At 70.4% G+C, this 18,597-nt stretch carries 13 protein-coding genes and 2 tRNA genes; 8 read left to right on the top strand and 7 right to left on the bottom strand.

Annotation, left to right across the window (positions count from 1 at the left end; genetic code table 11):
• Positions 1–77 precede the first annotated feature (77 nt).
• Both pntB and B5D60_RS07025 read right to left on the bottom strand, forming a co-directional pair.
• Positions 78–1,517, bottom strand: a complete 1,440-nt coding sequence (gene pntB, locus B5D60_RS07030; protein ID WP_078699497.1) for a Re/Si-specific NAD(P)(+) transhydrogenase subunit beta — start codon at positions 1,515–1,517, stop codon at positions 78–80.
• Positions 1,518–1,532: 15 nt separating this feature from the next.
• Entirely contained in the window at positions 1,533–3,068 is a 1,536-nt protein-coding gene (locus B5D60_RS07025; protein ID WP_153303109.1) for a Re/Si-specific NAD(P)(+) transhydrogenase subunit alpha, read from the bottom strand.
• Positions 3,069–3,241: 173 nt separating this feature from the next.
• On the opposite strand from B5D60_RS07025, the gene B5D60_RS07020 reads away from it, so the two are divergent.
• Positions 3,242–4,135, top strand: a complete 894-nt coding sequence (locus tag B5D60_RS07020) for an SDR family oxidoreductase (protein WP_078699495.1) — start codon at positions 3,242–3,244, stop codon at positions 4,133–4,135.
• A 1-nt stretch (position 4,136) separates the two neighbouring features.
• On the opposite strand, the gene B5D60_RS07015 is transcribed toward B5D60_RS07020, so the two are convergent.
• On the bottom strand, positions 4,137–4,787 hold the full coding sequence (locus tag B5D60_RS07015; RefSeq protein WP_078699494.1) for an ACT domain-containing protein: 651 nt from the start codon (positions 4,785–4,787) through the stop codon (positions 4,137–4,139).
• A gap of 87 nt (positions 4,788–4,874) precedes the next feature.
• Between B5D60_RS07015 and B5D60_RS17290 the strand changes: the two genes are divergently transcribed.
• Both B5D60_RS17290 and ku read left to right on the top strand, forming a co-directional pair.
• On the top strand, positions 4,875–5,597 hold the full coding sequence (locus B5D60_RS17290; RefSeq protein ID WP_078699493.1) for a DapH/DapD/GlmU-related protein: 723 nt from the start codon (positions 4,875–4,877) through the stop codon (positions 5,595–5,597).
• A gap of 17 nt (positions 5,598–5,614) precedes the next feature.
• Positions 5,615–6,451, top strand: a complete 837-nt coding sequence (gene ku, locus B5D60_RS07005; protein WP_078699492.1) for a non-homologous end joining protein Ku — start codon at positions 5,615–5,617, stop codon at positions 6,449–6,451.
• A gap of 7 nt (positions 6,452–6,458) precedes the next feature.
• Here the strand turns inward: ku and B5D60_RS07000 are convergent, their stop codons facing one another.
• Complete coding sequence (locus B5D60_RS07000) at positions 6,459–7,205, bottom strand: GAF and ANTAR domain-containing protein (RefSeq protein WP_078699491.1); 747 nt, start codon at positions 7,203–7,205, stop codon at positions 6,459–6,461.
• A 53-nt stretch (positions 7,206–7,258) separates the two neighbouring features.
• On the opposite strand from B5D60_RS07000, the gene B5D60_RS06995 reads away from it, so the two are divergent.
• Positions 7,259–9,667, top strand: a complete 2,409-nt coding sequence (locus B5D60_RS06995; protein ID WP_078699490.1) for an ATP-dependent DNA ligase — start codon at positions 7,259–7,261, stop codon at positions 9,665–9,667.
• A 63-nt stretch (positions 9,668–9,730) separates the two neighbouring features.
• A complete protein-coding gene (locus B5D60_RS06990; RefSeq protein ID WP_172806202.1) occupies positions 9,731–10,201 on the top strand; it encodes a hypothetical protein in 471 nt (156 codons plus the stop codon).
• A 92-nt stretch (positions 10,202–10,293) separates the two neighbouring features.
• Here the strand turns inward: B5D60_RS06990 and B5D60_RS06985 are convergent, their stop codons facing one another.
• Positions 10,294–10,467, bottom strand: a complete 174-nt coding sequence (locus tag B5D60_RS06985; protein ID WP_078701322.1) for a CsbD family protein — start codon at positions 10,465–10,467, stop codon at positions 10,294–10,296.
• Positions 10,468–10,643: 176 nt separating this feature from the next.
• Here B5D60_RS06985 and B5D60_RS06980 point away from each other — a divergent pair, with 176 nt between their 5' ends.
• Complete coding sequence (locus B5D60_RS06980; protein WP_078699488.1) at positions 10,644–13,400, top strand: M1 family aminopeptidase; 2,757 nt, start codon at positions 10,644–10,646, stop codon at positions 13,398–13,400.
• A 244-nt stretch (positions 13,401–13,644) separates the two neighbouring features.
• On the opposite strand, the gene B5D60_RS06975 is transcribed toward B5D60_RS06980, so the two are convergent.
• Together B5D60_RS06975 and B5D60_RS06970 are read right to left on the bottom strand one after the other, a co-directional pair.
• Positions 13,645–17,346 carry an Ig-like domain-containing protein gene (locus B5D60_RS06975; protein WP_153302897.1) on the bottom strand — a complete coding sequence of 1,234 codons (3,702 nt, stop codon included), beginning with the start codon at positions 17,344–17,346 and terminating at the stop codon, positions 13,645–13,647.
• Positions 17,347–17,548: 202 nt separating this feature from the next.
• Positions 17,549–17,624: transfer RNA gene (locus tag B5D60_RS06970), tRNA-Arg, on the bottom strand.
• Between the two features lie 98 nt (positions 17,625–17,722).
• On the opposite strand from B5D60_RS06970, the gene B5D60_RS06965 reads away from it, so the two are divergent.
• Positions 17,723–18,370 (top strand): TetR/AcrR family transcriptional regulator, encoded by a 648-nt coding sequence (locus B5D60_RS06965; RefSeq protein WP_078699486.1) that lies wholly within the window; start codon positions 17,723–17,725, stop codon positions 18,368–18,370.
• A 44-nt stretch (positions 18,371–18,414) separates the two neighbouring features.
• Positions 18,415–18,504, top strand: a tRNA-Ser gene (locus B5D60_RS06960).
• Positions 18,505–18,597: the final 93 nt, after the last annotated feature.

The following is an 18,597-nucleotide window of genomic DNA, read 5'->3' as shown; positions in this document are numbered from 1 at the left end:
CCCACCCCTGGCCCCGAATCAGGGCTCAAGGAGGTGGAGAGCGCGTCACATCTGGCCCGCTGAAGGCGGGCTGGCGGTCAGAGGGCCTTGATGATGTCCTCGACGCGGTCCTTCGCGTCGCCGAACAGCATCTGGCTGTTCTCGCGGAAGAACAGCGGGTTCTGCACGCCCGCGTAGCCGGCGGCCATCGAGCGCTTGAACACGATGACGTTCTTGGCCTCCCACACGTGCAGGACGGGCATGCCGGCGATCGGGCTGGTCGGGTCCTCGGCCGCGGCCGGGTTGACCGTGTCGTTGGCGCCGATGACGAGCACGACGTCGGTCGCGGCGAGGTCGTCGTTGATCTCGTCCATCTCCAGGACGATGTCGTACGGGACCTTGGCCTCGGCCAGCAGCACGTTCATGTGACCGGGCAGGCGGCCGGCGACGGGGTGGATGCCGAAGCGGACGTCGACGCCCTTCTCGCGCAGGCGGCTGGTGAGGTCGGCCACGGGGTACTGCGCCTGGGCCACGGCCATGCCGTACCCGGGCGTGATGACGACGCTCTTGGCGTCGGCGAGCAGCTCGGCGGCGGCCTCGGCGGTGATCTCGCGGTGGTCGCCGTAGTCGGTGTCGTCGCCGGGGCCGGCCTCGATGCCGAAGCCGCCCGCGATGACCGAGATGAACGAGCGGTTCATCGCCTTGCACATGATGTAGGACAGGTAGGCACCGGAGGAGCCGACGAGCGCGCCGGTGATGATCAGCAGGTCGTTGCTCAGCAGGAAGCCCGACGCGGCCGCGGCCCAGCCGGAGTAGCTGTTGAGCATCGACACGACGACCGGCATGTCGCCGCCGCCGATCGAGGCGACCAGGTGCCAGCCGAGAGCCAGGGCGACGACCGTGACGGCGACCAGCAGCCACAGCGCCGGGTCGATGACGAACCAGATCGTCAGGATCACGAAGAGCGCGAGCGCGCCGAGGTTGATCCAGTTCTTGCCCGGCAGCACGAGCGGGGCGCTCTTCATCTTCGCGCTTAGCTTGAGGTACGCCACGATCGATCCGGTCAGCGTGACCGCGCCGATGAAGACGCCGATGAAGACCTCGGCGTTGTGGATGTCGAGCAGGGTGCCGGCGTCACCGAGGTCCGTGCCGGGCTCGAGGTGCTCGAGGAATCCCGCGAGCGCGTTCGCGCCCCGGTACTGCAGGTAGCCGTTCCAGCCGACGAGCACGGCGGCCAGCCCGACGAACGAGTGCAGCAGCGCGATGAGCTCGGGCATGCCGGTCATCTCGACGATGCGGGCGCGCCACAGGCCGATGGCGGCACCGATGACCATGGCGACGATCAGCAGGACGAGGCCGATGCCGGGCTCGGACTTGGTCACGAGGATGAAGGTCGCCGCGAGGGCGATCGCCATGCCGGCGATGCCGAAGGCGACGCCGCGGCGGGCCGTCTCGTGCTTGCTCAGCCCCGCGAGGCTGAGGATGAACAGCAGTGCGGCGACGAGGTACGCGGCATTGGCCAGGGAGATGGCGGTCACAGGTCAGTCAGCCCTTCACTTCGAGAACATGCTGAGCATGCGTCGGGTCACGGCGAAGCCGCCGAAGACGTTGATGCTGGCGACGAGCACGGCCACGAAGGCCAACGCGCGGATCACCGCGTCGTCCGTGCCGATCTGGAGCATGGCGCCGACCACGATGATGCCGCTGATGGCGTTGGTCACGCTCATCAGTGGCGTGTGCAGCGCGTGGTGGACGTGCCCGATGACGTAGTAGCCGATCACGATGGACAGGGCCAGCACGGTGAAGTGCTGGGGCAGCTGACCCGGCGCGGTGGCCAGGACCCACAGGAAGACCAGGACGCCGACGGCGATGGCGCCGATCTTGACCGCGGGGTTGACCGGCTTCTTCGGCTCGGGCGCGGGCTTCGGCTCGACGGCCACGGGCGCCGGGGCGGCCGAGACCTGCACGGGCGGCGGCGGCCACGTCTTCTCCCCGTCGCGCACGACGGTGACGCCGCGCTGGACGACGTCGTCGAAGTCGAGGACGATCTGGCCGTCCTTGCCCGGCGTGAGCAGCTTCATCAGGTTCACCAGGTTGGTGCCGTAGAGCTGCGAGGCCTGGGTGGGCAGGCGACCGGCGAGGTCGGTGTAGCCCAGGATCGTGACGCCGTTCTCGGTGACGACCTTCTGGCCGGCGACCGAGCCCTCGACGTTGCCGCCCTGGGCCGCGGCCATGTCCACGATGACGCTGCCGGACTTCATGGTCGCCACGTCGGCGGCGGTCAGCAGGCGCGGCGCGGCGCGGCCCGGGATGAGGGCCGTCGTGATGACGATGTCCACGTCGGCCGCCTGCTCGGAGTAGACCTCCGCGGCGCGCTGGTCGTAGGCCTCGCTCGTGGCCTTGGCGTAGCCGTCGGAGGAGACCTCCTTGGCCTCCTCGGGCACGACGACCTCGAGGTACTCGCCGCCGATCGACTTCACCTGGTCGGCGACCTCGGGACGCGGGTCGGTGGCGCGCACGATGGCGCCGAGGCTGGAGGCCGCACCGATGGCGGCGAGGCCGGCCACGCCGGCGCCGGCCACGAGGACCTTCGCCGGGGGCACCTTGCCCGCCGCGGTGACCTGGCCGGTGAAGAAGCGGCCGAACTCGTGCGCGGCCTCGACCACGGCACGGTAGCCGGCGATGTTGGCCATCGAGGAGAGCACGTCCATGGACTGGGCGCGCGAGATGCGGGGCACCGCGTCCATCGCCAGCACGGTGATGGGGCGCGACGCCAGCTTCTCGACCAGGTCGGGGTTCAGGCCCGGGCTGATCATGCTGATGAGGGTCGCGCCGTCCAGCATGAGCGCGATCTCGATCTCGGTGGGCGCGTTGACCTTGAAGATCACGTCGCTGGCCCACGTGTCGGGCTTGTCGCTGACCGTGGCGCCCGCGGCCGCGTAGGCCGCGTCGCTGAAGCTGGAGGCCACGCCGGCCCCGCTCTCCACGTTGACCAGATAGCCCAGATCGATCAGCTGCTTCACCGTCGCCGGAGTCGCGGCGACACGAGTCTCGCCGGGGGCGGACTCCTTCACGACGCCGATCCTCATCGAGCCAAGCTCGGTTGGGGGGGTGCTCATCCCGCAGACAATAGCCGGGTGTCCCGGGGGTCGGCGCATGAGGTGTGTCACGTTACGGACAAGTAACAGCCTGCGGTGTCGGTCGAGAGTGAATATGACATCGGCAGTGGCACATTTCACATACCGCCGGTATCTTGGCGGCCATGTCCTCTCTGAAGCCCCAGCAGTTCCGCGGCCAGGTCGCGCTCATCACCGGTGCGGCCCGCGGCATCGGCGCGTCCGTCGCCCGTGCCTACGTCGCGCACGGCGGGCGGGTCGCCCTCGTCGGACTCGAGCCCGACCTGCTCGCCCAGCTGGCCGACGAGCTCGGCGAGTCGGCGGCCTGGTGGCAGGCCGACGTCCGCAGCAGCGACGAGGTGCAGAGCGCCGTCAACGCCGCCGCGGCCCACTTCGGCCGGCTCGACCACGTGCTGGCCAACGCGGGCATCGCGTCCTACGGCACGGTCCGCCAGATCGAGGACGAGGCGTTCGAGCGCGTCATCGACGTCAACCTCAACGGGGTCTTCCGCACCGCCAAGTACGCGATCCCCCACCTCCAGGCGTCGAAGGGCTACCTCCTGGTGGTCTCCTCGCTCGCGGCCTTCTCCAACATCGCCGGACTCAGCTCCTACAGCGCCAGCAAGGCGGGCAACGAGGCACTGGCCCTCGCGCTGCGGCAGGAGGTCGCTCACCTGGGCGTGAAGGTGGGCATCTGCCACCCGTCGTGGATCGACACCGACATCGTCCGCAATGCCGAGGCGGACCTGCCCACGTTCAAGGCGATCCGCCGCAGGCTCCCGTACCCGGCCAACACGACCACCGACGTGGAGACCTGCGCCGAGCGGATCCTCGTGGGACTGGCGAAGCGCAAGACCCGGGTCTACGTCCCGCGCGCGGTGCTGCTGGCCAACTGGAGCAAGGCGTTCGTGAACTCGCCCGCCACGTGGCCCTACGTGCGGCTGCTGACGCGCAAGACCGTGCCGGCGCTGGAGCGCGAGGTCACGGCGCTCGGCCGCTTCCACCACGCGCACACCCCGGTGACGCAGAAGAAGCCGTAGGTCAGTCGCCCTCGGTCTGCACCGAGGCGGCGAGGGACACCATGTGGCCCAGTCGGGCGATCTCCGAGGCCAGGAACTCCGGTCCGCCGTGGCGGCCCACCGCGACGAAGAACTGCAGGCCCGAGCGGGTCGTCCCGGGGGAGCCGGCCAGCACGGTGGAGTCCCACGCGGTCACGTCGGGCAGGCTCTGCGCCTTGCCCACCGCGAGCCAGTCGTCGCAGTCGGGCACGACGCGGGGTGCGGCCGACGAGCCGAAGAGGAACGCCGCGCCCTCCTCGCCGGGGCCCACGGCCATGGCCCAGTCGGTGCGGAACGTCGAGGGGATGACCTCGATGAGGCGCTCGATCGCGAGGTCGGGCTCGTCGGTGAAGGCCTCCACCGCCTCGAGGTCCATGCTGAGGTTCGCGCCCGCGGTGTACCGGCTGATCCAGTGCACGTGAACGCCCTCAAGGCCCTGGCAGGCCGTGATGAGGGCGTCGGGCATGACCGCGCTGGGCAGCTCGAGGAGCACGTCGTCCACCGCGACCCCGTCGGCCCGGTGCTCCACGATCTCGATCGCCTCGATGTCGGCTCCGGCCCCACCGAGGGCCGTCGCGAGTGCGCCGAGGGAGCCCGGGACGTCGGGAAGCTCCACGCGCAACAGAAACGCCATGCCAACCATTGTCGCGCGTCCCGATTGCGGAGAGGTAAACGGCGAGACGGGCGAGTCGCGGCGCGCCGCTGGCCCTAGGCTGGCGCCGTGGTGGAGCATGCGCGCGGAACCGAGGGCCTGCGACTCGTCGGGTCGTCCCAGCTGCTGGCCGAGCCCCCGATCCGGATGCTCGGCGACCTGCTCGTCCGGGGCGGCCTCACCCGCGTGGGTGCGTTCACGAGCCTCGCGCACGGCATCGAGTCGCAGTCGGCCACGATCGGCCGGTACTGCGAGTTCGCCCCCGACATCCTCATCGGCGCCACGGGGCACCCGCTGACCTGGCTGGGCGTGAACTCGTTCCAGTACAAGAGGGCCACGTGGGGGTGGCACCCGTCGGCCGCCGAGTCCGAGGTCATCGACCCCGAGGCCGACGGGCGGCCGTCGTTCCGCGGCGAGCCCTCGGTGATCGGGAACGACGTCTGGATCGGCGCGAAGGTGGTGATCCTGCGCGGCGTGACGATCGGTGATGGCGCGGTGGTCGCGGCCGGCGCCGTCGTCACGGAGGACGTGGCGCCCTACTCGATCGTCGGCGGGATCCCCGCGCGGCCGATCCGCGACCGGGTCGATCCCGCCACCCGCGAGCGCCTCCTCGACCTCGCCTGGTGGCGGTTCTCGCCCAACCAGCTGGCGGGCGTCGCGTTCGACGACCTGCCGCGCGCGCTCGACCAGCTGGGCGAGCGCGTCCCCGACCTGGAGCCCTACGAGCCCGGGTTCGTCCCGATCGAGCGACCGGCGGGCAGCGGGTCGAAGCGCTCGCGTTGGCGGCGCTGAAGGCGGATACTGGCTGGATGCGAGCCATCTGGAAGGGCGCGATCAGCTTCGGGCTGGTCCATGTGCCGGTGAAGGTCTACTCCGCCACCGAGAGCCACGACGTGTCGCTGCACCAGGTCCACGACGAGGACGGGGGGCGGATCCGGTACGAGCGCCGCTGCGAGATCTGCAAGGAAGTCGTCCCCTACAAGAACATCGACAAGGCCTACGACGACGGTGAGCGGACGATCGTCCTCACCGACGAGGACCTCAAGTCCCTGCCCGCCGAGCGCAGCCACGAGATCGACGTGGTCGAGTTCGTCCCGGACGACCAGATCGACGTCCTGCGGCTGGGCAACCCCTACTTCCTGGAGCCGGAGGAGAAGGCGCTCAAGCCCTACTCCCTGCTGCGCCAAGCCCTCGAGGAGACCGAGCGCACGGCCGTCGTCACGTTCGCGCTGCGCCAGCGCACGCGGCTGGGCGCCCTGCGCGTGCGCGACAACGTGCTCGTGCTGCAGACGCTGCTGTGGGACGACGAGGTCCGCACGGCCGACTTCCCCGTGTTGGAGAACACCGCGAAGGTCACCCAGAAGGAGCTCGCGATGGCCGGCCAGCTGATCGAGTCGCTCGCCGGCGACTTCGACGCGAGCCAGTTCACCGACGACTACCAGGAGCAGCTCAAGACCCTCATCGAGGCGAAGCAGAAGGCCGGCGAGGGCATCGACACCGAGGCCACGTTCGGCCCGCAGGAGGACGAGGGCGGCGAGGTCGTCGACCTCATGGAGGCGCTGCGCCGCAGCGTCGAGGCCCGCAAGGGCGATGCCGCGGCGGACCAGCCCAAGAAGAAGGCGGCGAAGAAGAAGTCGTCGGCCTGAGCCCGGCTCAGGCGGGCTGGTGGTCGCCGTCGGACGACGAGGCGACGTCCGCCAGATCCACCCGCACGGTGGCGGGGAACTCCGACACGGGGCGCTTGCGGTTCTCCACGACCCAGGTGGCCACGGCGTGCAGCTTCTGGTTGTGGTTCTGCGAGTAGCGCCTCAGCACGTCGAACGCCCGGTCGGACTCGATGTCGAAGCGCTCCATCAGGATGCCCTGCGCCTGGCCGATCACCTTGCGCGCGTCGATCGCGGTGAGCAGGCCGGCCTCGTGGTGCGCGTTGGCCAGCGCGATGGACGCGTGCCGCGCGAAGATCATCGCGGTGGCGAGATCGTTGGAGTCGAACGCGTCGGGGCGATCGGCGTAGAGGTTCAGCGAGCCGTACCGGCGATCGCGCGTCTCCAGCAGCACGCTCATCGCGCTGTGGATGCCCAGCTCGGCGGCGGCGCGTCCCCAGCGGGGCCAGCGCTCGTCGGTCTGGACGTCGGTGCACAGGAAGCTGCCACCAGACTCCAGGGCGTCGAGGCAGGGGCCCTCGTCGAGCTCGCGCTGCAGCTCGTGCGAGCGCGTGACGCGCGACGAGGTGGACGCAGCGGTCTCGATGCGCGTGCGCGAGTGCACCAGCATGATGCCGGCATCGTCGCACTCCGCAGCCGTCCGGGCGTGCTCGGTGATGCGTTCTACGGTTTTCTCAGCGGTGGGCTGCTGGTGCAGGTCGAGCGCCACCTCGGAGAAGAAATCGGGCACGGACACGTCCGCTCCTTCACACTAGGAACTCCAAAGAGTACGCGCAGGGGGTATCAGCAGTGGCAGGCCCACCCACCCAGACCGTCTCCGTCGACGGCAGGCTGCTGCGCCTGACGAACAGCGACAAGATCATGTATCCGGCGTCCGGCACCACCAAGGCCGAGGTCATCGCCTACTACGCGCAGGTCGCCCCGTGGCTGCTGCCGCATCTCGCCGGGCGCACGGTCACGCGGAAGCGGTGGGTCAACGGAACGGGACCCGATGCCGAGGTGTTCTTCGAGAAGAACCTGCCCGACTCCGCGCCCGACTGGATCCGGCGCGTCACGATCAAGCACCGCTCGCGCACGAACGTGTATCCCGTCTTCGAGTCCGTCGCCGACCTGGCGTGGGCCGGGCAGGTCGCGGCGCTCGAGCTGCACGTCCCGCAGTGGCGCGTCGACGCCACGGGCGTGGCGCTGAACCCGGACCGGCTCGTGATCGACCTCGACCCCGGACCGGGCACCGGCCTGCCCGAGTGTGCGGAGGTCGCCCACGCCGCGCGGGCGCTGCTGGCGGACGTCGGGCTCGAGTGCATCCCCGTGACGAGCGGCAGCAAGGGCATCCACCTGTATGCGCAGCTCGACGGCACCCACGACTCCGACTACGTGAACGCGTTCGCCAAGCAGGTGGCCCAGGCGCTCGAGGCGTCGATGCCCGAGCTGGTCGTCAGCGACATGTCGAAGGCGAAGCGCCGGGGCAGGGTGCTGGTGGACTGGAGCCAGAACAACGGCAACAAGACCACGATCTCGCCCTACTCGCTGCGCGGTCGCGAGGAGCCGACGGTGGCCGTGCCGCGCGACTGGGACGAGGTCGACGCGGACCTGCGGCACCTGACGATCGACGAGGTCCCCGCCAGGCTGGCCGAGAGGGGCGACCCGATGGCGGCGCTCGCGGCGCCGGTGGCCGACCGTCTCGCGACCTACCGCTCGATGCGCGACGCGAACCGCACGCCCGAGCCCGTGCCCGACTCGGTCGTCCGGGGCCGCGACGGCGACCCGACGTTCGTGATCCAGGAGCACCACGCCCGGCGCCTGCACTGGGACTTCCGGCTCGAGCGCGACGGCGTGCTGGTGTCGTGGGCGCTGCCGAAGGGCGTGCCCGACTCGACGACCGGCAACCACCTCGCGGTGCAGACCGAGGACCACCCGCTGGAGTACGCGACCTTCGCGGGCACGATCCCGAAAGGTGAGTACGGCGCGGGCGAGGTCACCATCTGGGACCACGGGCACTACGACCTGGAGAAGTGGAACGACCACGAGGTCATCGCGACACTCCACGGCACGCGCGAGGGTGGCCTCGGCGGACCGAAGCGCCTCGCGTTGATCAAGACCGGAGAGAACTGGCTGATCCACCTCATGAAGGAGCAGTCGCCGCACGCGGCCGCGAAGGAGCCGGCACCCGCGAAGGAGTCAACCGCGAAGCGGACGAGGAAGAAGCCGGCATCGGCCCGGGCCGGATTCGTCCCGCCGATGCTCGCGGTGCTGGCCGGAGGGCGCGACGCCTCGGGCGACTCGTGGGCCTACGAGCTGAAGTGGGACGGGATCCGGTGCGTCGCGGTCGTGAGCGGCGAGCAGGTGAGGCTCTACTCGCGCAACCACAACGACGTCAGTGCCAGCTATCCGGAGCTGGTCGAGGAGCTGGCCGGCCTCGGGCTCGACGTGGTGCTCGACGGCGAGATCGTCGCCCTCGACGAGAAGGGCATCCCGAGCTTCGGCCGGCTGCAGCAGCGGATGGGAGTCACGAAGGCGGGTGACCTCGACCGGCTGCGGCGCACCGTGCCCGTGCAGCTGATGCTCTTCGACGTGCTGGAGCGCGACGGAGCCTCGCTCCGCGACCTCACGTACGACGAGCGGCGCGAGGCACTGGACGACCTCGGGATCGGCACGGGCCTGGTCCACGTGCCCCCGGCCCACGGCGGCACGCTCGACGAGGCCGTCGCGCTGAGCCGCAGCCACAAGCTGGAGGGTGTCGTGGCCAAGCGTCGGTCCTCCACCTACGATCCGGGGTCGCGCTCCACGGACTGGCTCAAGATCAAGAACCAGGACACGCAGGAGATCGTGATCGGCGGGTGGCGACCCAGCAGCGGGGGGCGCGGGATCGGGTCACTGCTCGTCGGGGTCCCCGTCGAGGGCGGGCTGAAGTACCTCGGGCGCGTGGGCACGGGCTACAGCAACGCGGAACGGCTCAAGCTCCGCTCGCTGCTGGACCCGCTGGAGCGCGCCACCTCGCCGTTCGTCGACGACGTGGAGACGGCCGCATCACGGGACGCGACGTGGACGACCCCGAAGCTGGTGGGCGAGGTCGTCTACGGCGACTGGTCGCCCGCGGGGCACCTGCGCCACGCCAGCTGGCGGGGTCTGCGACCGGACAAGGACGCCGCCGACGTCGTCCTGGAGACCTCGGCCGAGGTGCGACTGACCCCTCCGTGAGCCACGATGGAAGTCCGACGACATCTGTGCGAAGGAGCCATCGTGGGCAAGGGCAAGAAAAGCGTGAAGGATCACGTCGACACCGTCGTGGAGCAGCTGCCGGACGCATCCGAGCTGCGCGACCTCAGGGACCAACTGGTCGAGCGTCTCCCCGACCGGGGCGAGTGGCTGGCCCTGCGCGACGACCTGCTGGAGAAGCTGCCGGACAAGTCGGAGCTGCTGGACCTGCGTGACAACCTGGTCGAGAAGCTGCCGGCCGAGGTCAGCGAGAAGCTGCCGGTCGAGACGAAGAAGCAGAAGCGGTTCAAGGGTGTGAAGAAGGTGGCCTTCGTGGGCCTGCTCACCGCGGGCGCCGCCGGCGTGGCGGCCTTCCTCAAGGCCAAGTCGGCCGACCAGCCCACCTACACCGCGTCGACCTACACGACGCCGGGACAGCCGACCACCACTGCGGCACCGACGACCACCACGACCCCGACCACGCCCACGGGCGACGTCGGAGCCACGGGCACGGCCACGCCGCCGCCGACCGTCTGACGACGCTGTTCGTCTGAGACCAGACGCACGAGGGCCCCGGGAGTGATCTCCCGGGGCCCTCGTCGTCAGCACATGGTCAGTGCTTCGTCAGGTCAGTGCTTGAACGCGTCCTTCACGTTCTCGCCGGCCTGCTTGATGTCCGACTTGGCCTGGTCGCCCTTGCCCTCGGCTTCGAGCTTCTCGTCGTCGGTCGCCTTGCCGGTGGCTTCCTTGCCCTTGCCCTTGAGGTCTTCAGCGGCGTTCTTCAACTTGTCATCAAGTCCCATGATCTCCACCTTTCCTCTGGTCTTCTTCTCTCCTCCATGCCAACACGGATGGGACGACGGCGCATCTCGTGGCGGTCGTGGTCCGCGTGTTGCGGGCGTGTGAAACCTCACCGCTTCAGCGGACGAGTGACACCCGTCACGGGCAGGATGGGCGAAAGCCCCCCGACGAGAGAGCCATGATGTCCTTTCCTCCTTCCCTCACCCGGCCGGCCCGTGCCGTCGCGGTCGCGGCCCTGAGCGGAGCGCTGTGCGTCGGCGCCCTCGGCGCGACCACGGCCACCGCCGCCGCGGCCGATCCGGTCGCCGGTGCCCGCACCTCCGGCGACTCCCTCTTCCCGAACGTCGGCAACGGCGGGTACGACGTCCAGCACTACGACCTGGACATCGCGTGGACGCCGGGTGCGCCGGTCGCGTCGGCCAGCACGATCGTCGCCACGGCGAAGATCAGCGCCACCGCGGCCGCTCCGCTGTCGGAGTTCTCGCTGGACTTCGAGGGCCTCACGGTCGACTCGATCACCGTGGACGGGGCGCCCGCCACGTGGGAGCGCGACATCGACGCCGCCACCACCAAGTACAAGCTGGTCGTCACGCCCGCCGAGCCCGTCGAGGGCGACTTCACCGCGGTGGTCGCCTACTCCGGCTCCCCGGTCGCCCACATCGATCCGGACGGCTCGCGTGAGGGCTGGATCGCCGGCGACGACGGCGCCACCGCCGTCAACGAGCCGGTTGGCGCGATGACCTGGTACCCGGTCAACAACTCGCTCAAGGACAAGGCGAAGTACGACATCAAGCTGACGATCCCGCGGCTGATGGACGGCGAGTCGATGGCTGCGGCGAGCAACGGCTCGCTCCACTCCAAGACCCGCAACGGCGCCCTGGAGACGTGGCACTGGAAGCAGCCGAACCAGATGGTGCCGTACCTGTCGATGGTCTCCATCGGCAAGTACGAGGTCCGCGAGTCCGTGATCGAGCTCGAGAGCGGCACGTACCGCGACTGGACGTTCCTCGACGCCGCGATGACCTCCAGCCAGCGCACGACGACGCTGGCGAGCCTCGCGCAGACGCAGGACATCATGCGCTGGATGGAGTCGAAGTTCGGTCCGTACCCGGGCGTGGCCACCGGCGCGGTCGTCGACCGCATCAACGTGGGCTACGCGCTGGAGACGCAGGACCGCTCGTTCTACCAGAACTCGGTGAGCAAGGGCACGCTCATCCACGAGATCGCCCACCAGTGGTTCGGCAACGCGGTCTCGCCCAGCGACTGGAGCGACCTGTGGCTGAATGAGGGGATGGGCGACTACGCGCCCCGCGCCTACAACTACGACACCGGCGCGACGACGACCTCGCCGGAGACGTCCTACTACAACTCGTGGAATGCCAGCGCGCCGACCGCGGGCCAGTGGCAGGTGCCGTTGGCGGGCTTCACCGACCCGGCGATCCTGTTCGACTACGTGTACGGACGCGGCGGCATGACGTTCGAGACGCTGCGCACGATCGTGGGTGACGCGTCCTGGTTCGAGATCCTGCGCACCTGGGTCGCGGAGAACAACGGCTCCGACGCGTCGACGGCCGACTTCGTCGCCCTCGCCAACCGGATCTCGGGCACGGACGTCACGCCCGTGCTGAACCCGTGGCTGTACGGCACGGCGAAGCCGGCGTGGGCCTCGAAGTGGAACCTCTCGGTCGCCTCCGACTCCGCGGGTCCGCTCGCGCCGGGTGACACCGTCGCCCACACGCTGACGGCCCAGAACACCGGCAAGGTGGCCATCGCCGGCCAGACCGTGACCGTCGACGTCGCCGACCTCGTCGACGACGCCCGGCTCGGCACGCTGCCGGCCGAGCTGGCGAACCTGGGCGGCAAGCTCAGGTGGACCATCCCGGCCACGGCGGCCGGGCAGACGGCGACCGTCACGTTCCCCGCCACCGTCAAGGAGGCGGCGTCCGGCGGCACGGTGGGCATCTCGGCGAGCACGAGCGCACTCGGCTCCTCCTGTGTCACGTGCAGCGCCTCCACGGCGATCGCCGACCAGGCCGACGCGTGGACGCTGGGCCTGTCGGCCGACCCGCTGCCGGGTGCCGTCGACGCCGGCGACGAGATCACCTACACGGTCTCGGCGAGGAACACGGCGGTCCACGCGCTCCTGGGCGCGACGGCTGAGATCGACCTGGCCGACGTCCTCGACGACGCCTCGGTGGTCTCGCTGGGTGCGGGGCTCGAGCTCGACGGCACCACGCTCCGGTGGTCCGTTCCGCGGGTCGCGAGCGGCCAGACGGCGCGCGCCGAGTTCACGGTCGAGGTCGAGTCGGAGTCCGGTGCCACGCTGAAGGTCTCGGCCGCTCCGGCCACGGCCGGAGGTTCGGGGGAGCCCACGCTGACCCACACCGTCGGCCTCAAGCCCCTCAGCCCGGCCCCGGTGCCGGTCGTGAGCGGCACGGGTCGCGTCGGCACGGTCCTCACGGCCCGCGCCGGCACGTGGCCGTCCGGCACCGCGCTGGCGTTCCAGTGGTCGGTCGGCGGGAAGGTCGTCCCCGGTGCCACCGGCGCGACCTACCGCCTCACGCCGAGGGACGTGGGCCGCGTCGTGACCGTCGCGGTCACGGGCACGAAGTCCGGCTGGGCGCCGGTGACCAAGGTCAGCGCTCCGCTCAAGGTCGCCCCGGGCCTGCTGACGCGCAAGCCGCAGCCCTTCCACGTCGGACTGCCGAAGGTGGGCCGCACGCTGAAGGTCAAGGCGGGCACGTGGGACTCGGGCGTCAAGCTGTCGTACCGCTGGTACCGCGGCAGCAAGGCCATCAAGGGCGCGACGAAGACGTCGTACAAGCTCAAGAAGGCCGACGCGGGTCAGCGGATCCGGGTGAAGGTCACGGCCACGAAGCCCGGCTACGCCACGGTGGTCAAGTACACGCCGCGCACGTCGCGCGTCCTGCGCTGACTCACCGCTGAGGGCCACGAGCGCCCCGGTCCGCCACGGCGGGCCGGGGCGCTCTCGTGTCCGGGTTCCCAGCCCGCGCGACACATCGCACGTCCACCGAGCGGGGTTTCCTGCCGCTATGCGGGGGAAACTTCCCCCGCATAGCGATGGGTTCCCCTGTTAACAGGGGAAACTTCGACGCCCGCCCACCGGAAAGGGCGAGGCCCCGGCAGCAGCTGCTGCCGGGGCCTCGCTCCGCAGAACGTCAGCGCACGCGCACCGACTTCACGACCGAGCTGCTCGAGCCGTAGTTCGCGTCACCGGAGTAGACCACCTTCACCCGCAGGCTCTGGCGCTTCTTGGGCGCCTTCACCGTGAAGGACGCCTTGCCGGTGGACGGGACCCGCACGGTCCTGGACAGCTTGTAGCCGCCCTTGCCGCTCGCGACGTAGACCTTGGCGGTGCCCGTGGGCGCCACGCCGGCCACGCCGCCGCGGATGGCGAACTTGCCGCTCAGGGTCTTGCCGGGCTTGACCACGGACTTCGCCGAGAGGCTCGCCGTGGTGCCCTTCTTCGCCACGGTCAGCGTGGACGAGATCCGCGCGGAGCCGTCGGTGCGGTCGGTGCCGTCGTACGCGGCGGAGACCGTGTGACGACCCGGCTTCAGGGTGGCCGGCAGCGTGAGGGCCGCCGATCCGTCCGAGGCCAGCGCGACGGTCCTGCTCACCGAGCCGTAGCGGAAGGTGACGGTGCCGCCGTCCGCGCCGCCGACGATCGCCGACAGCCTCGCGGCCTGCCCGAAGGTGGTGGAGGCGCTCGAGAGCGACATCACCATCGTGGGCTTGCCCTTCACCAGGGTGAAGGTCACCGCGCCGGACGTCGAGCCCGCGGTGACGCCGGTCTCGGCGAACTCCGCGACGATCGCGTGGGTCCCGGCCTTGAAGCCCGGGACGTCGAGGGTGGCCTCGCCGTCCACGACCTCGCCGGTGCCCAGGACCGTGTCACCGTCGCGGAACTCCACGGAGCCCGTGGTGTCGCCGCCCTCGACCGTGGCCGTCAGCGTGACCGGCTCGTTGATCGACGGTGCCTCGGGCGAGATCGACAGGCTCGTCGAGCTCGCGTCCAGGACCGCGAGCGAGCCCGTGCCCGTGCGGTCGGTGCCGCTGCCCACGACCGAGATCTCGGCCGTGCCCCGGACCGCCGTGGCCGGGATGGCGACGACGGCGTTGACCACGCCGGTCGCGTCGGCGACGGCGACGACCGGGTCGATCCCGGCGACGGTCACCGTGACGCCCTCGCCGGAGCGGAAGCCGCCGGCCGTGACCGTGACGGACTCGCCGGGCTGCGGCTTCGCGTCGCTGACGGAGACCTCGGCCTGCTGGCCCTTGGCGGCCAGCTCGGCGCACGCGTCGCCCTGGACGCCGGCCGACGGCAGTGCCGTCGCCGAGCCCGTGACGCCGTCGTCCTCGCGCACGACCAGCCAGTCGAGGGCGTTGGTGCCCAGGACGCCGCCGGCCGTGTTGATGACCGAGACCTTCACCGAGGTGGAGTTCGTCGTGCTGGAGGCCGCGTCGCCGAGCACCGGAGCGCTGACGACCTTGCAGGTCTCGCCCGGGGCGAAGGTGACCTTCTCCATCGCGATGCCCCCACGGCCGGTGGCCGAGCCGAGCGCCGACACGTAGCCGGTGACCGGGATCGAGGCCGCCTCGTCGAGGTACACCGCGATGTCGGCCGTGCCGGGGGCGTTGCCCTCGTCGACGTTCGGGGCGTCGACGTTGATCGTCGGGACGGTCTTGCTGTCCGCGGTGCCCACGGCCGAGCTCTCGAACGCGAGGTCGGACAGGAACACGCCACCGGCGGCCAGGGCGTCCGGACCGGCGAGGGCGCCGAAGCGGACCTCACGGATGTCCGAGACCTTCAGGCCGGCGGTCTCCAGCGTGGCGACCGGGAGGTCGACCTGCTGCAGGATGATCTTCTTCAGCAGCGCGCTGGTCGACGCGGGGAACCGCGTCGTGGCCAGCGGGTTGAGGTCGGCCACCGGCGTGGTGAACGACGCGCCCGTGCCGTCGACGACGGTGAGCGAGAGCGCCGTGCTGCTGGCGACCGTGTCGTCCGCGGCGACCTTCACCGACAGGCGCTCCGACTTCGACGCGTCGCGCGCCTTCGCGGGAACGCTGACGCGCACCTCGCTGGGCGTGATGGTCGACGTGCCCGTGCCGAGCGCGGTCCACGAGAACTTCGTGACCGGCGTGGCCGGGACGTTGCCGCCGTTGCTGGCGGGCGTCCAGTGCGGCTGGGCGCTCGTGCCGAGTGTCGAGGCCGTGCAGGCCGGGAGGACCTGGGTCACGGTGCGACCCGCGGCACTCGCGCAGACCGTGGCCGTCGCGGCACCCTGGACCCGCACGAGCGAGCTGGGCGACTCGAAGGACGCGATCGTCTGACGCGCCGAGGCCGGAGCCGTCGACATGCTGCGGATGTCGGGCGTGCCCAGCACCTCGGGCACCTCGGCGGAGCCGTCGAACATGGGCAGGAACTGCTTCTCGTCGCCCATCGTCAGGCGGAACCAGCCGGCCATGTAGGCGGTGCCGGCGTCGTACTGCGCGTCGGCGCTGAGTCGGATGTTCGTCTCCGAGCGCGGGCCGCAGACCGCGTCGGCGGAGGTCGCGCCCCAGTCGTCGGAGACCGAGTACGCGTACTTCCCGGGCGTCCAGACGGTGTTGTAGAAGTTGTGGTTCGCACCCATCATCCACACGCCGCTGCGCAGCACGTCGTCGTCGAACGCGTAGCGCGAGTCGTCGAGCATGTGCTGGCCCTGCTGGTTCGAGACGTCGCCGTCGCAGTAGGGCAGGATCACGTTCATCGGCACGTTCGGCACCGTCATGCGGGCGAAGTCGACCGGCGCCAGGGGCAGGATCGACGTGATCTTCCACGGCTTGTCCAGACCCTGGTTGAGCGTGGCGGCCGAGGTGACACCCTCACCGCCGCGCGAGTGGCCCATCATGCCGATGTTCGAGAAGTCGAAGCGGCCCACGAGCTCGGCGGGGGAGAGACCCGCGGTGCCCTCGGTGAGGCCGGGCAGCGGGTCCTGGTTCGCCAGGGCCTGCGCCAGCGTGACGTCGGCGTCGGTCTGCGCGTCGTGGTGGACGACCTCGGCGCCCTCGTTCGCCTTCTTCAGCATCGAGAGGGTGTCGAGCAGCAGCTGGCCGCGCGCCTGGGCGCCCTGGTCCAGCGCGAGCTGGTTGTCGTTGGAGTTGATCGCGTTGGCGGCGATCGAGACGACCGCGTACCCGTGGCTGGCCAGCGCCCGTGCCGTGCCGTCGTAGCCGGCGAAGCTCGGGATGTTGATCTGGTTCGCGCCGCAGGGCCAGCGGTTCGGGTTGGCCGTGCCGGTGGAGCAGGAGGTGTGGCGGCCGTGGAGCAGCAGCACCACGGGGCGCGCGCCGCCGGTCTTGGGCAGGTAGACCTTGCCCTGCAGCTCGCCGCGGATGCCGCCGATCGCGGCCAGCGGGACGGACTGGGCGCCGAAGTTGTAGACGGCCTCGGTGTGCTCGTAGGAGCCCAGCGAGGCGGGGTTCGCGTCGAGCGGCTCGGGCTCGGCCGCCGCGATCTCGGCCAGCTCGGTGGCCCGCAGCGGCGCGCTCGACGGCTTGCTGAACCAGCCGGCCTCGATGTCGTCGGCCTTCACCACGGCGGAGTCGGCGGTGAAGACGGACAGGCTGCGGCCGTCGGCGGACTCGGTCGCGATGCCAATCGGCTTGCCGTCGACCTCGATCGTCGGGGCGTCGGAGACCATGGGCAGCTTCTTGGCCAGGTCGACCGTGACCAGGTAGCCACCGGCGGCGCGGCTGACCGACCAGTCGTCGCCGGAGGCCAGGGCGCCGTCGTCGGCGTGGGCGGGCACCGCGGCCAGGGGCAGCGCCAGCAGGGCTCCCACGGTGGCGAGTCGCCATCCTCTTTGGTTGAACACGTGATCCCTCTCGGGTGGGGGAAGCTCGCACCCGAGGGCGCGGAGCGGGGACCACCTGAGTCTGGGCACGGCTCGTTACGCGGACGTGTCGGCAGCCGCTCATCCAGATGTTCTGACGGCGTGTCAGGTAACAATCCGCGCACGGTCGGCTCGAGGGCCGAAAAAGACGAACCCCGGCGACCTGGTGGTCGACCGGGGGAGGTGGTGCGCCCGAAGGGATTCGAACCCCTAACCTTCTGATCCGTAGTCAGATGCTCTATCCGTTGAGCTACGGGCGCGCGCCCTTGCGGGCCTCGACGAGTCTAACGTGTGACCTCGTGAGGTGGGAAATTGGGTCTGCCGGACGTGCTGCCCGCGATCCCGTACGTTGGACACGATGGACGATTCCCCCCGCGTTCCACAGCGTCGCGATGCCGTCGCGAACCGCGAACGCCTGATCGACACCGCCGAGGTGTACTTCGCCGAGAACGGCCTCGACGCGCCTCTGCACACCCTGGCAGCGACGGCGAAGGTGGGCACGGGGACGCTCTACCGGAACTTCGCGTCGCTCGACGAGCTCGTGCGCGCCCTCTACGACCGGTACATCCGCTTCTTCGACGACCTGGCGGACCGTGCCGTGCAGATGGAGTCGGGCTGGGAGGGCATCGAGCTGGTGCTCAACGAGTGCATGAGGATGCTCCTCGACAAGCGCATCGTGTCGGAGGTCATGCGGCGCCAGGCGATCAACGATCCGGAGTATCGCCCGAGCCAGCGATGGATCGAGCCCCTGGGGAACCTCGTCGGCCGTGCGATCGACGAGGGTGCCGCCCGCCCGGACCTCTCCGTCTCCGACCTCAGCGCCGTGGCGGTCATGCTGGGCGAGGTCAGGACCTTCGCGCCCGAGCACCACGAGTGGATCGCGGCGCGGATCCGTGGCCTCGTGCTCGACGGCATGCGAGCCCACCCGCACCCGCCCACGCCCCTGCCCGAGCTGCCCGAGGACTTCGACCAGATGAGCACCTCGATCATCAAGCGCTCGCCCTGATTCGTTGACTGAGGGTCGGGGTGGGTATCCTGATGCGGTTGTCTGGAGATGTCGCATAGTGGCCTAGTGCGCCCGCCTGCTAAGCGGGTTGAGGTTCAAACCTCTCGAGGGTTCAAATCCCTCCATCTCCGCCAACCAAGGTGGGAGCAGGTCAGCCTGCTCCCACCTTTCACGTCTGCTGGTGTCCACGGACCCGGGCAGGGCGGAGCTCGTTCCGCCAACCAAGG

The sequence above is a fragment of the Aeromicrobium choanae genome (assembly GCF_900167475.1).
Lineage (GTDB): Bacteria > Actinomycetota > Actinomycetes > Propionibacteriales > Nocardioidaceae > Aeromicrobium > Aeromicrobium choanae.
This window is presented reverse-complemented; position numbering and strand designations above follow the sequence as displayed.